The following is a 13,626-nucleotide window of genomic DNA, read 5'->3' on the forward strand; positions in this document are numbered from 1 at the left end:
GGTTGCGTGAGGCAGTTCAACACGCCGCCCGGCTGGCCTGACCCGCCGAATGCCAGGTGGCGGCCGCCCAAAAGCTGGGGGCCGGCTGAGTCATGGCCGCCTGCGCCGGACGGTTGGCGATTCTGGGTCGACGAGGACGGGCGACCGGTCCGTGGACCGATCGGCCGGTACGGCGGTCCGAGCATCGTCAAGCTCGGTGCGGCCGCGGCCGTCGTACTCGCGCTGATCGGTTTGGTGCTGTTCAACCCGTTCACCGGAGGCGACGACTCGGCGACCACCGCAGCTACGACGACGACCGAGACGACGCCGGCAGAAGGTGCGCCGACCGCACCCGAGACCGAGGCTCCGACACCGGCCGGCGCGACCGCTGCGCCGACAAGCACGCCGACGCAGGAGCCGACCGGCGAGCCGACGCAGACACCCAGCACGACGCCGACCGCGCCGCAGACCGAACAGCCGTCGACGCCCAAGTCGACCTCCCCGAGGCCGACCGAGCCCGCCAGCGCACCGGCCACCACCAGCACGGCGGTCGTGTACCACACCTGCGCCGAGGTCCGCGCCGCCGGGAAGGCGCCCCTGCACCGCGGCGACCCGGGCTACTCCGCCGAGCTCGACAACAACGGCGACGGGACGGCCTGCGAGCGCGGCAACTCCTGACCGCCCTCGCGCAGTCCCTCGTTCCACAACTCCTGGGTCTGGAAGATCCAGAAGATCGCGAACAGGGTGATCAGCGCGCCCTCGACCCACAGCACCGCGTGCGCCCAGCCGAACATCGCCTTCCAGGCCAGCAGGACCACCGGTACGACGACCATCCCGAGCGCGATCACCGAGTACCGATTGGCAGGCACGCGCCGCGCGTCCTTGCGGCGGAACTGCTTGGCGTTCAGCAGCACCACCGCGATGATGCAGACGAACATGACGACGGCCGCCGCGTAGTGCGCGTTGTCGATGAATCCGTCCCGGTCCACGAAGAACCAGGCGATGCCACCGCCGAAGATCGCCAGCGCGACCGCGAAGCCGAGCAGGTACATCGGATTCCGGTCCGCCCGCGAGAGCCGGGCCCGGAGCACGAACACCGCCGTTACCAGCAGACACGGTGCGCCGACGACGAAGAGGGCCAGCATGTTGTTGGCGATGTTCGCGTCCGTGTCGCCCAGCACCACCGGCACCGATCGGCAGGAACCCTGCCCGGGTGTCGGCACGAGCGCGACGGCGGGCGCGAGGATGCCGGCCACGTTGAGCAGGATGTCCTCCCGCTCGGTGTTGCCCTTCAGCACCACCATGCAGAGGCCGATGGCGATCAACGCGCCGACGAAGATCGCCTGGACCGGGGTGTAGTAGTAGGCGCTGATCGAGGTCTGCAGACAGTGCGGATCCGTCTTCGACCATTCGATCACCAGCGACGCCCCGAGCAGCACGACCATGGCGACCATGGCCATCCGCAGATAGCGGTACGTCTTGATGGAATAACCAGCAGGCTCAGCCATGTCGGCCCCCTCGAGCACGCTCTCCCCTACATCTCGAAGTATGCGCCGGAGTGGGCCGCACGGCAGCTGCACGTGCGGCCCGACTCGTGTCGGATCAGCCGGCCTGCGCCGTGGTGTAGACGTTTTGGGCGTCGGTGCCGAAGTACGGGCTCAAAACCCTTTACAGCCTGATCGACTTCTTGTTCATGAACTCCTCGATGCCGGCGGGGCCGAGCTCGCGGCCGATACCGGAGCGTTTGATGCCGCCGAACGGGAGGTCGGCCTGGGAGCCGCCGGCGCGGTTGAGGTAGACCATGCCGGCGTCGATCCGCTCGGCGACGCGGCGGAGCCGATCGGGGTCGGTCCCCCACACGCTGGCGCCGAGACCGAACGGGGTGTCGTTGGCCAGCCGGACCGCGTCGTCCTCGGTCTCGGCCCGGAACACGATCACGACCGGCCCGAAGATCTCCTCGTAGTACGCGTCCATGCCCGGCGCGACATCGGTGAGCACGGTCGCCTCGAGAAACGCGCCGGGCTCGATCCGGTGACCGCCCGTCCGCAGCGTCGCGCCTTGCTCGACCGCCTTCGCGACCTGCGCCGCGACCTCGTCCGCGGCCGCGACCGAGGCGAGTGGTGGCAACTTCGTTTCCGGGTCGGCCGGATCGCCTGGCACGTAGTACTCCGCGACCCGCTTGGTCAACTGGTCGACGTACTCGTCGTAGATGTCGGCGAGCACGATCATCCGCTTCGGCGCGTTGCACGACTGGCCGCAGTTCCGCATCCGCGCGGTCGCGGTGGCGTTGACCGTCTCGTCCATGTCGTCGGTGTCGAGCACGATCAGCGGGTCCGAGCCGCCGAGTTCGAGGACGGTCTTCTTCAGGTGCCGTCCGGCCTCGGCGGCGACCGACATACCGGCCTGTTCGCTGCCGGTCAACGAGACGCCCTGAATCCGCGGGTCGGCCAGGATCGCCGGAATCTGGCGGCTCGACGCGAACGTGTTCACATACACGTCGTCCGGTACGCCGGCATCCCGCAGTACCTCCTCGATCGCGCGGGCCGAGCGCGGACAGATCGACGCGTGCTTGAGCAGGATGGTGTTGCCGAGCACCAGATTCGGCGCGACGAACCGGGCCACCTGGTAGCACGGGAAGTTCCACGGCATGATCCCGAGCAGCGCGCCGATCGGGCTCTTGGTGATCACGGCCCGGCCGCCCTTGATGTCCAGCGGCTCGTCGGCCAGCAACGCCGGCCCGTGCTCGGCGTAGTACCGGAAGATGTCGACCACGATCCCGATCTCACCGCGGCCCTCGTTGATCCGCTTGCCCATCTCCAGCGTCATGATGTTCGCGAACTCGTCGACCCGCTCCTCGAACAGGTCCGCCGCCCGCGCCACGATCGCGGCCCGTTCCGCGACAGTCCGGCTTCGCCAGCCCGGGAACCCGGAGTGCACCCGACCGATCGCCTCCTGCACCTCCTCGTTCGTCGAGTTGGCCACCTCCTCGACCAACTCACCGTTCGCAGGGTTCGTCACCACATACATGGGTCCTCCATCCACAGACGACGCAAGCGCCCAGGCTAACCACTTCTCTCCATACTGTATACAGTCTTCTCACATCTCGAGTACTGCAACCAATTGACCGGTACGGCGGGGAAATCCTTCGGGGTGATCGGTTGTGGAGTGAGTGGTTGGCGAGGGATGCTGAGGGCCCCGTTGTCCCGCCTGAGTGATCGGATGCCCGCCCGTGTCTGAGCAGCGGAAGTTTCGTGTTGTCCTGCGACTGGTCGCCGTACTGGCTGCCGTGTCGGTGCCGAGCCTGGCGCTTGCCTCGCCGGATGCCACCCCTCCCCCGGATCCCGCGAACTCCTGGCAGTACCCGCACTGGCCGCAGAAGCAGCCGTGGCAGGAGTCCGGCGAGCAGCAGCGGATCGCGTCCACGACCGGCAACGGACTGCCTGGGCCGATCGATCCGCAGAACTGGGAGAACCCGGACCACATGACCTGGAGCGACTACCGCAAGCCGCCCGGGACGAACTGGGCCGACCCGAACGTCAAGGGGTCGACCAGGACGTTCAAGGGTGCGCTGGTGCTGGTCGACTACCCGAACCAGGACTTCGTCGTGACCAAGCCGAAGGGCTCGACGCCGTTCGGCAACCCGAGCGCCGAGGCGAACGGCGTACCGCGGGAGCAGGTCGCCGAGTTCTACAAGAACTTCCTCAACACCCCCGGCGCACTGAACCGCGGTCACACCATCCACGAGTACTGGATGGAGGACTCCGGCGGCCGGTACGGCGTCGAGCTGACCGGGTTCGGCCCGTACCGGATGCCCGGCAAGTCGCACGAGTACGCGATGGAGTTCCAGGGCGACGGCGCCTGCCCGGCCGGCGACAGTTGCAACAAGAACATCCGGACCGATGCCCGCGCCGCCTGGGTCGCCGGAACCGGACCGGAGGTGCCGGCCGGTTTCGACTTCGTCTTCTACCTGAGCGCCGGGCAGGACGAGTCGTCCACCTGGCAGGAGTTCGGGATGATGAAGTTCCCGACCAAGGAGGAGGTCACCGAGGAGTTCGGCCCACCGGACCCGAACCTGCCGAACTGGTCGGACACCCGGTACGTCGAGTGGACCTCCTGGGCCGCCGGCGCGTCGATCTGGCCGAACGCGGGCGGCGGTTCGTCGACCCAGGCCGAGAGCTCCGGGATGGGCGTCTACGCGCACGAGCTGAGCCACATCCTCGGCATCGGCGACAACTACAACAATCCGTACGGCGTACCACCACGGCGCGCGTACACCGGCATCTGGGAGATGCTCAGCCGGGGCAGCTTCAACGGCCCGGGTGGACCGCACAGCCGGTGGATGATCCCGGCGACCGGTGGCGGGTCGATGGGCGCGCAACACATGCTGCGGAACAAGATCAAGCTGCAGATGGTCGACGAGCAGAACGTCCTGCGGCTGTCCCGCGACGCGTTGAAGTCCTCGGGTGTGGTGATCGCCGACGTCACCGCGCGGACCGTGCAGCCGGGGCCGAAGGGGCTGGCCGGCGTCAACATCGAGCTCGGGGCCGCCGGTGATCTCGCGCCCGCGTGTAACGTCACGACGGACCCGATGTGCGACGGCCGCGGGTACCAGAACTACACGGTCGAGGTCGTCGACCGGATGGGCACCGACTCGTTCACACCCGACTCCGGCGTCCTGCTGGCGAAAACGAAGAACGAGGACCGGGCGCCGTTCGAGTGGGTCGTCGACGCGAACCCGCAGGACATCGGCATGACCGACTACGTGCTGCCCGACGGTACCGAGGTCCCGATCACCATCGGCGACTACCGTCAACTGTCGGACGCCCTGTTCCACGCCGGGACGAACTCGGGCAGCGAGTACGAGTACACCGACGCCGCCAACCGCCTGCACTTCTACATCACCAACGTCAAGCGGGATCAGAAGGGCGTGCTGTCCTACACGGTCGCCATCCGATCCCTCGACGGCGCCGGAGCGCAGAAGCGCGGTGTCCGCGTCCTCCCGACGGCCGCGGTGCAGGCGCAGAACGGCGTACTGACTTGCAAGTTCCCGCTCACCAACACCGGCAGCGCGGGCACCGGAAGCGGGCACCCTGAGGACATCACGTCGTACCTCAAGGGCGACGTCTACCGCCTCAACGCCACGATCGACGGCAACGGCTGGTCGATGTCCCTCCCCAACGCCCTCACCACCGCCAACGCCGGCCAGCAAACGACCGTCCCCGTCCACGCCAAGGCCGGAACCTCGTCCCTGGCCAAGATCACCCTGACCGCCACCTCCGAAAGCGACCCCACCAAGAAGTCCACCGCCACCTGCATCGCCGTCAAGCGCTGAGGGCGGCGAGCTCCTCCAGAGTCCAAGCACCGCTGACGCCGGGCGCGGAGATCAGGTACTCCGCGACCCGGCCGGCGGTCCAGCCGTGGGACTCGGCCAAGCCGGCGGCGATCCAGCGGAGGTACGGCGCGGTCGGGGCGGCCGGCTCGAGATCGTTCACGGTCCCGTGCGTCACCGTGAACATCGGTACGCCGTCTTGTTCGCCGAGCCGGGCGACCGTTTCGTAGCGGCCCGGGCCCATCGTGTGGAGTGCCTCGACATGGGGCAGCAGACCGGCGAGATCCTGGGCGAACTCGCAGCCGGGCTCCCGGCGCATCTCCTGAGCAGCCACGTCACCCAGTTGTTCCGGCGTCAGCAGGTACGCGCGCCCGGCTACCCGGCCTGATGCGGTGCCGTCGTAGAAGGCCGAGCCGCCGCCCCAGACCCTCGACTCACCGGCGAAGAGGAGACCGCCGGCCACCTCGACGCCGACGATCCGCTCGGGGTCACTGCGGTCGCGGCAGCCCGGGTACACCCGCGCACCGCCGGCCGGGCGGCCGCCGGCCAGGTAGCAGCGGAAGCGGCCGAGAGCGAGGTTGGAACCGTAGGCGACGTACCAGACTCGCTGCATCGAACCTCTCAGACCGGAAGCGGATGTTCAACGAAGGCCTGCTCGGCCTCCGCCAGCACAATGCGGGAGGCATCACGGTACCGGCGATCCGCTTCGGCCGGGGTGTCCCCGACCGCCGTCAGCCCGAGCCGGCCCTTCTCGGTCAGGCAGCTGATCATATGGAAGACCACGCCGACCTGCCGCGACTGATCGAAGTGCAACCCGTTTCGCGCCACGATGTCGAAGATGTCCGCCGGCACCAAGCCCTTCAGCAGCTCCGACTCGAGGTGATCGGTGGCGACCAGGTGCTTCTCGTGGCCGCGCGGCGTGATGAACAACGCGGTCCGCGGGTCGTATCTCCCGTCGGTCAGGAACTGCAACGTCAGGAACGGATGCGTCGTCCCGCCCTTGCGCAGATTCAGTTCGATCGCGTACGGCGTCCACCCACCGTCGGCACCGCGGACGACGACGAAGTCGACCGCGAACCGCCCGAGCGCACCTTCGGTCGCCAATCGCCGCCCGATCGTCGCGGCGTGTTCCGAGATCAACCGCGCGTACTCCGGTGCCGCCGGGAACACACACCCCAGATACCGCTGGCCACTCGCACCACCCAGCAGTTGATCGTGCGTGGACAACAGCTCGACCTCGCCACCGGGCACCACCCGGAGCTGCACACTCGGACTCTGCAGCTCCTCGCCGACGATCCGCTCCTCGACGATCCCGCCGTTCTCGGCGAACTTGGCGATATAGACGTCGAAGGGTGTCTTCTCCGACTCCAGCTCCATCTCCCGCAGTCGCTTCATCACCTCGTCCCGCTCCGTCGGCGCACCGGCTGCGGGCAGTCCCTTCAGCCGGACCACCGCATTGCCCTCGCCGGAGACACCCTCGTTGAGCTTCACGATCGCGCTGTCCATCGTGGGCCGTTCGGCCCGCATCGCGAGCACCGCGTCGGCGATCTCGTCGAGGCTGCGCAGGTTCTCCGCACCGAGCGGATGCGGAACACCGACCTCGGCGAACATCCGCCGGCACCCGGATTTCGACCCGAGGGGTTCCAGCCGGGGATCGGCGGCGTACATCGGGATCCCGAGGCTGAGCGCGACATCGCGTTCGAGCTCGGTCGTGTTGTACGGGATCAGATGCGAGCGGGCGGTATTCGGGATCAGCTTGGCGATCCGTCGCAGCAGCCGCGGCCGGGCGAGCAACTTCTCGCTGAGCGAGATGGGCGACGCATCGTGGACCGGCACCAGCGACAGCCGGGCCCGCGCATGGCTCGGGATCACGCCCGGCAGCAAAGCCAGGTAGTACTCCACGATCTCGGGAGCGATCGGCATCGAGGTCACGTAGACCATCCGCAGCCGCGGTTGCCGCAGCAGCACCAGCAGGAAGAGGAATCGCTCCTCGTACGCCTGCATCATCGTCCCGGTCCCCGTGGTCTCCGTCCGGTCCAGCGAGATCGACGGTACGACGACCACCGACTCGTCGTCGTGGTTGAGCCGCATCGACTCCCACACCCCGGCCATCCGTGCCTGCAACTGGTCGAAGTGGCGATAGCGCTCGTCCTCGGTGAGCGCGGACAGTCCAGGCGCCGCCTCGTCGGGCGGAGTCCATAGGTCGCCGGTCATGACGCGACCCTCGAGTTGTCGAGACCGCGGATCGTGTACGCGTGCACGGTCCGGCTGAAGCCACGAACCTCCCGCAGGCCCGCGTCCTCGCCGATGACCGCATCCCCGGCGGCGCTGTAGACCCGCTCGGTCGCCAGGATCTGCCAGGGCTGGGCATCGGCACACAACCGGGCGGCAAGGTTCGTCACGCTCCCGATCGCCGCGTAGTCGAGCCGGCCGTCGAAGCCGATCGTGCCCAGCGTCGCGTACCCCTGGGCGACCCCGATACCGAGCGCGAGGTCGTGCCCGCGCCGGCCCCAGGCCTCGGCCAGCCCGCGGACCCGGGTCCGCATCGCCACACTCATCCGCAGCGCCCGCAACGGACCGTCCTCACACCGGACCGGGTCGTTGAAGAACACCATCAGGCCGTCGCCCGCGAACCGTTCCAGCGTTCCCTCGAACCGGAAGATCAGGTCACCGAGCGCGTGGTGGTACTCCTCCAGCACGCCCATCACCTCCTCCGGCTCACTCGCCTCCGCGAAGGTGGTGAAGCCGCGCAGATCGCAGAAGACCACGACGATCTCGCGCCGGTGGCTGGCCAGGAACGACTCGTCGCCGGAGTCCACGATCAGCTCGGCCAGTTGCGGACTGAGGAACCGGCGCAACCGGCCCATCCGCTGCAGCTGCGACACCTGACTCTCGACCCGCGACTCCAGTTCCTGGTTCCACGCGGTCAGCTCGGTGGCCTGGCGTTTGATCGTGTCCTGGTACCGCTTGATCCTGGCCAGCGACGCCACCCGGGCCAGCAACTCGCTCTGGTTGACCGGCTTGGTCAGGAAGTCGTCCGCCCCGGCCTCGAGCGCCTTCACCTTCTGCTCGTCACCGCTCGCCGTCACCATCACGACCGGCAGGTACGCCGTGTCCACCTGGTCGCGGATCCGCCGGCACACCTCGTACCCGTCGATCCCCGGCATCAGGATGTCGAGCAACACGAGATCGATGTCCTCGGCATCGATCTGCTCCAGCGCCTGCTCCCCCGACGACGCGGTCAGTACGTCGTACCCGCGCGGAGCGAGGATGGCCTCGAGCAGCCGTACGTTCGGCGGCTGGTCGTCGACCACCAGCACCTTCGTCATGTCGCACCTCCGAGCCGGAGAAAGTCCTTGATCTGCTGGGGAAGACGACGGATGCTGATCGGCTTCTCGACGTACCCGGTGAAACCGGACGCGAACGCGCGCTCGCGGTCGTGGTCCATCGCGAACGCCGTCACCGCCACCACCGGTACCTCGCGAGTCCGCTCACCGGACCGGATCCGGCGCAACGCCTCGGCACCGTCGATACCGGGCAACTGCAGGTCCATCAGGATCAGGTCGGGTTCCTCCGACGCCGCCAGCCGGACACCGTCCTCACCCGAGGTCGCCTCGATCACCTCATAACCGGAGAACTGCAGGACATCCCGCACCAGTTTGAGATTCTTCGGATTGTCCTCTACCACCAGGATCCGGCCCGGATTCATTGATCCTCCCCCTTGTCGTCTGCCACGGCTCCGACGGCGGCCAGGGCGTGGAGCAACGCGTCCCGGCTGACCGGCTTGACCAGATAGGCGGCGGCACCGAGCGCGGCGCCGCGAGCCCGTTCGTCGACGATCGACACGACGATCACCGGGATGTCGCGGGTCCCCGGCTCTGCCTTCAGCGCCTGCAGGACCGCCCACCCGTCGATCCCCGGCAACCGGATGTCCAGCAGTACGGCGGCCGGCCGCACTCGTCGTACGGCGTCCAGCCCGGACTGCCCGTCCCCGGCCACCGTGACCCGGAGCGCGGCACCGGACAGATACGCCGTGATCAGGTCGAGGGACGGCCGATCGTCCTCGATCACGACGACGGCGCCGACCGACCGGGCCGCGTCCGGCCGGGGCTCGTTCTCCCTGCTGCGCAAGGAGAATCCGAAGGTGCTGCCGACGCCGACCTCGCTCTCCAGCCACATCCGCCCGCCGAGCAGCTCGACGATCCGGCGCGAGAGTGTCAGCCCGAGGCCGGTGCCCTCCTCCTGCGACGGACCGCGGCCGCCCTGCTGGAACGACTCGAAGATCCGCTCCCGATCTTCCGGCGGGACGCCGCGACCGTTGTCGGTGACGGCGATGTGTACCTCGGCGCCGGACCTGGTGGCCCGGACCACCACCGTGCCGCCGTCGCCGGTGAACTTCACCGCGTTCGTCATCAGGTTCAGCACGACCTGTTTCAGCCGCAGCTCGTCGGCGTACACCTCATCGATCCCCGGCCCGATCTCCACCCGCAGCTCGATGCCGTGCACAGTCGCACGCTCGCGCAGCATCGACGCGGTGTTGTCGAGCAGCCGCCGCAACGGGAACGTCGAGTACTCCAGCTCCATCCGGCCGGCCTCGACCTTGGACAGATCGAGGATCTCGTTCAGCAGTTCGAGCAGATGCTTACCCGAGCCGTGGATGTCGCGCAGGTACTCCTCCTGCCGCTCGTTGAGGTCTCCGAACATGCGCTCCAGCAGTACTTCGGAGAATCCGAGGACGGCGTTGAGCGGCGTCCGCAACTCGTGCGACATGCTGGCGAGGAACTCGGACTTGTGCCGGCTCGCCACCTCCAGCTCCGCGCTGCGCTGTTTCAGCTCGCGGAACAACTGCGCGTTCAGCAGCGCCAGCGTCGACTGGTCGGCGAACATCTCCAGCAACGTCAGCGTCTCGGCCGAGAACTCACCGGGTCGCTTGCGGCGGACGACCAGCGAGCCGAGGATCTGCCCCTCGCGCAGCAGCGGTACGGCGACCAGCGAGCGCCAACCGGCTTCGTACAGGACGGCCAGGTGTGGATCGAGCTCTGCGGCGCCGAGGTCCGGCACCGCCAACGGCCGTCCGAGCTTGGCCGCGCGGCCGACCAGCGTCTCGTCGAGGTGGATGCGGGTCGTGCGCAGCCGTTCGATCACGCGCGGAGCGGTCTGGTAGACGCTGCGGACCAGGAAGCACCGCTCGTCCTGGTCGTACTCCATGATCGAGCCGCCGTCGGTCGCCGAGATCCGGACCGCGTGCTTGGCGATGGTCGACAACACCTTGGTCACGTCGAGGCTGGAGTTGACCGCCTCGCCGACCTCGCGCAGTGCCTCCAGCTCGCCGACCTTGCGCGCCAGCTCGGCGCCACGAGCCTCCAGTTGCTGCACGAGCTTCACGCTGTTGACCGCCATCGCCGCCTGCCCCGCGAAGGCGGTAACAAGGCTCTGCTCCCGCTCGTCGAAGGGGCTGACCTCATTGCGCCACACGGCCAGTGCTCCGACCACTTCGTCGTCGACGAGCATCGGCGCGCCCATCGTGGTCCGGAATCCCGCCACCCGCTGGAGTTCCTGCCGACCGTAGGCCGGGTCGGCCAGGACGTCGGGGATCTGCTGAGTGGCGCGATCGAGCCCGACTCGGCCGATCAAGGTGCCCCGATCGACTGGCGTCGGGTGGTCGATCAGGTAGCGAGTCGCCTCCGCCGACAGCCCAACCGCTTTGCTGAGCTGGTAGTACCCGCCTTCGAGCAGATAGAGCTGCGCGGCCTGCGACCGGCACAGCCGGCGGGCGCTCTCGACGATGGTGCTGAGCACCTGGTCCGGGGCACCCGCCGAGCGACCGACCGCGGAAAGTACCTCGTTGGCCGCGGCGAACTGGTCGGACAGGGCCGCGAGCTGTCCTTGGAGCCGCTGGTGCTCCACCCCTGTTCCGGCGCCCCCAGCGAGCGCCCGCCCGCCCATCGCAGCCGCCTCTCCCCCGAGTCCCCCAGGCCGCACTCTCCAGTCTCCCGCCGTTCGTCGCGGGGGGCAATCACTCTCCGGTGATCGAACTACCGTTTGAACGCTCAGAACGGTGTGAAAGTCACCTGGAGAGAACATCAAAGTTCATCTTCCGTCGGTTAATCGTTCAGGTTAGGGTGCCTGCGATGCAGTGCTGGTGTTCCAGACTCCACCCGCCCCACCGCCCATCAGGAGACCACGCATGCCAGACATCAACCGTCGCAGGTTCCTCCAGCTCGCCGGTGCAACGGCCGCCTACAGCGCGATGGCGAACAGCATCGAGCAGGCCGCCGCGATCCCGGCCCACCGTCAGTACGGCAGTATCAAGGATGTCGAGCACATCGTCGTCCTGATGCAGGAGAATCGTTCGTTCGACCACTACTTCGGCACCCTCAAGGGTGTCCGCGGCTTCGGCGATCCCCGGCCGGTGACGCTGCCGAGCGGCAAGCCGATCTGGCACCAAACGAGCAGCACCGGCCAGGAGACGCTGCCGTTCCACCCGGAGGCCGACGACCTCGGCCTCCAGTTCCTCCAGGGCCTTCCGCACAGCTGGCCGGACGGCCACCAGGCCATCAACGGCGGTAAGTACAACCAGTGGATCGCGGCCAAGTCCGCGGTCACGATGGCGTACCTGACCCGCGAGGACATCCCGTTCCACTTCGCGCTCGCGGACAAGTTCACCATCTGCGACGCGTACCACTGCTCGTTCATCGGCGCGACCGACCCGAACCGCTACTACCTGTGGACCGGCTACACCGGCAACGACGGCACCGGCGGCGGCCCGGTGCTCGGGAACGACGAGCTCGGCTACGGCTGGACGACGTACCCGGAGCGGCTCGAGCAGGCCGGTGTGTCGTGGAAGATCTACCAGGACATCGGCGACGGTCTGGACGCGGCCGGCCACTGGGGCTGGATCGACGACGCGTACCGCGGCAACTACGGCGACAACTCTCTGCTGTACTTCAACTCCTACCGCAACGCCGCTCCCGGGAATCCCTTGTACGACAAGGCCCGCACGGGGACGAACGCCAAGGCCGGTGAGAATCTGTTCGGCCGGCTGGCCGCCGACGTGAAGGCCAACCGCCTACCGCAGATCTCGTGGATCGCCGCACCCGAGGCGTTCAGCGAGCACTCGAACTGGCCGACCAACTACGGCGCCTGGTACATCTCCCAGGTCCTCGACGCGCTCACCGCGAACCCCGAGGTCTGGAGCAAGACCGCACTGTTCATCACCTACGACGAGAACGACGGCTTCTTCGATCACATCGTCCCGCCGTACCCACCGGCCTCGGCATCACAGGGCCTGTCGACCGTCGACACCACGCTCGACAACTACCCGGGCAGCAGCAAGTACGTCGCCGGCCCGTACGGTCTCGGCCCACGCGTCCCGATGTTCGTGGTGTCGCCCTGGAGCACCGGCGGTTACAGCTGCTCGGAGGTGTTCGACCACACCTCGATCATCCGGTTCATGGAGAAGCGGTTCGGCGTGCACGAGCCGAACATCTCGCCGTGGCGGCGGGCGATCTGCGGTGACCTCACCTCGGCCTTCGACTTCGGCACGTCGAGCACCCAGCCCGCCGAGCTTCCGGACACGTCGGGCTACGAGCCGCCGGACAACGACCGGCACCCGGACTACCGGCCGACGCCGCCCGCGATCGGCAGCATCCCGGCTCAGGAGCGCGGCCGGCGCCGTACCAGGCCGTTGCCCTATGCACCGGTCGTCGACGGCTCTGTTGCCGGTGGCAAGTACACGCTCACCTTCACGTCGGGACCCAGGACCGGTGCTCAGTTCCTGATCACGGCGGCGAACCGCACCGACGGCCCGTGGACGTACACGACCGAGGCCGGCAAGAGCATCGCGGACAGCTGGAACACCGTCTACTCCAACGGCGTCTACGACTTGACCGTGCACGGCCCGAACGGCTTCCTGCGCACCTTCAAGGGCAAACCGGCCACCGGCCTCGAGGTCACCGCCCGGGAGAACGCCGCCAGTGGCGACCTCGACCTCACCTTCACCAGCGACATCGCCCGCCGCGTCACCATCAGCAACGCGTACGGAGGCCAGCCGAAGCGACTCGACCTCCGACCCGGCAAGACCACCTACACCAGCACAACCACCAACCGCTGGTACGACGTCCACATCCTCACCGACTCCGACCCGACGTACCTGCGCCGCTTCGCCGGCCACGTCGAGAACGGCACCATCGGTCTCAGCGACCCCGCGATCCGCACCGTCTGAGCCGACCTGCGTACCGTCGAACGGGTAGTAGTCCACCACAGCGATCATCCGGCGAGAGTTCCACGCCGGGTCGGTCAATCAAAGCCGACTACTA

General features: G+C 68.0%; 10 protein-coding genes. 3 read left to right on the forward strand and 7 right to left on the reverse strand.

Annotated elements, in window-relative coordinates:
* The first annotated feature begins 6 nt into the window (after positions 1 to 6).
* Positions 7 to 657, forward strand: a complete 651-nt coding sequence (locus tag EV652_RS45200; protein WP_242001722.1) for an excalibur calcium-binding domain-containing protein — start codon at positions 7 to 9, stop codon at positions 655 to 657.
* Here the strand turns inward: EV652_RS45200 and EV652_RS12755 are convergent.
* Both EV652_RS12755 and EV652_RS12760 read right to left on the reverse strand, forming a co-directional pair.
* Positions 597 to 1,487 (reverse strand): hypothetical protein, encoded by an 891-nt coding sequence (locus EV652_RS12755; RefSeq protein ID WP_132209310.1) that lies wholly within the window; start codon positions 1,485 to 1,487, stop codon positions 597 to 599. The genes EV652_RS45200 and EV652_RS12755 overlap by 61 nt on opposite strands.
* A gap of 160 nt (positions 1,488 to 1,647) precedes the next feature.
* Entirely contained in the window at positions 1,648 to 3,006 is a 1,359-nt protein-coding gene (locus EV652_RS12760; RefSeq protein ID WP_132209311.1) for an NAD-dependent succinate-semialdehyde dehydrogenase, read from the reverse strand.
* 202 nt (positions 3,007 to 3,208) lie between these two features.
* On the opposite strand from EV652_RS12760, the gene EV652_RS12765 reads away from it, so the two are divergent.
* Positions 3,209 to 5,311 (forward strand): M6 family metalloprotease domain-containing protein, encoded by a 2,103-nt coding sequence (locus EV652_RS12765; RefSeq protein WP_132209312.1) that lies wholly within the window; start codon positions 3,209 to 3,211, stop codon positions 5,309 to 5,311.
* Here EV652_RS12765 and EV652_RS12770 read toward each other — a convergent pair.
* Genes EV652_RS12770 through EV652_RS12790 form a run of 5 tightly spaced genes read right to left on the reverse strand, consistent with a single transcriptional unit; the run spans position 5,301 to position 11,215 of the window.
* Positions 5,301 to 5,921 carry a histone deacetylase gene (locus EV652_RS12770; RefSeq protein ID WP_132209313.1) on the reverse strand — a complete coding sequence of 207 codons (621 nt, stop codon included), beginning with the start codon at positions 5,919 to 5,921 and terminating at the stop codon, positions 5,301 to 5,303. The genes EV652_RS12765 and EV652_RS12770 overlap by 11 nt on opposite strands.
* A gap of 8 nt (positions 5,922 to 5,929) precedes the next feature.
* Positions 5,930 to 7,522: a peptide ligase PGM1-related protein gene (locus EV652_RS12775; RefSeq protein ID WP_132209314.1), complete on the reverse strand. Its 1,593-nt coding sequence runs from the start codon at positions 7,520 to 7,522 to the stop codon at positions 5,930 to 5,932.
* Positions 7,519 to 8,637, reverse strand: a complete 1,119-nt coding sequence (locus EV652_RS12780) for a response regulator (protein WP_132209315.1) — start codon at positions 8,635 to 8,637, stop codon at positions 7,519 to 7,521. The genes EV652_RS12775 and EV652_RS12780 overlap by 4 nt, the downstream gene beginning before the upstream one ends.
* The gene (locus EV652_RS12785; protein WP_132209316.1) at positions 8,634 to 9,017 is read right to left on the reverse strand and encodes a response regulator; all 384 of its coding nucleotides are present in this window, start codon (positions 9,015 to 9,017) and stop codon (positions 8,634 to 8,636) included. Before EV652_RS12785 ends, EV652_RS12780 begins: the two co-directional genes overlap by 4 nt.
* Entirely contained in the window at positions 9,014 to 11,215 is a 2,202-nt protein-coding gene (locus tag EV652_RS12790) for a GAF domain-containing protein (protein ID WP_158441153.1), read from the reverse strand. The genes EV652_RS12785 and EV652_RS12790 overlap by 4 nt, the downstream gene beginning before the upstream one ends.
* A 280-nt stretch (positions 11,216 to 11,495) precedes the next feature.
* Here EV652_RS12790 and EV652_RS12795 point away from each other — a divergent pair, with 280 nt between their 5' ends.
* Entirely contained in the window at positions 11,496 to 13,532 is a 2,037-nt protein-coding gene (locus EV652_RS12795; RefSeq protein ID WP_132209318.1) for a phosphocholine-specific phospholipase C, read from the forward strand.
* Positions 13,533 to 13,626: the final 94 nt, after the last annotated feature.

Origin of the sequence: Kribbella steppae, from assembly GCF_004342025.1 — a bacterium.
GTDB lineage: Bacteria > Actinomycetota > Actinomycetes > Propionibacteriales > Kribbellaceae > Kribbella > Kribbella steppae.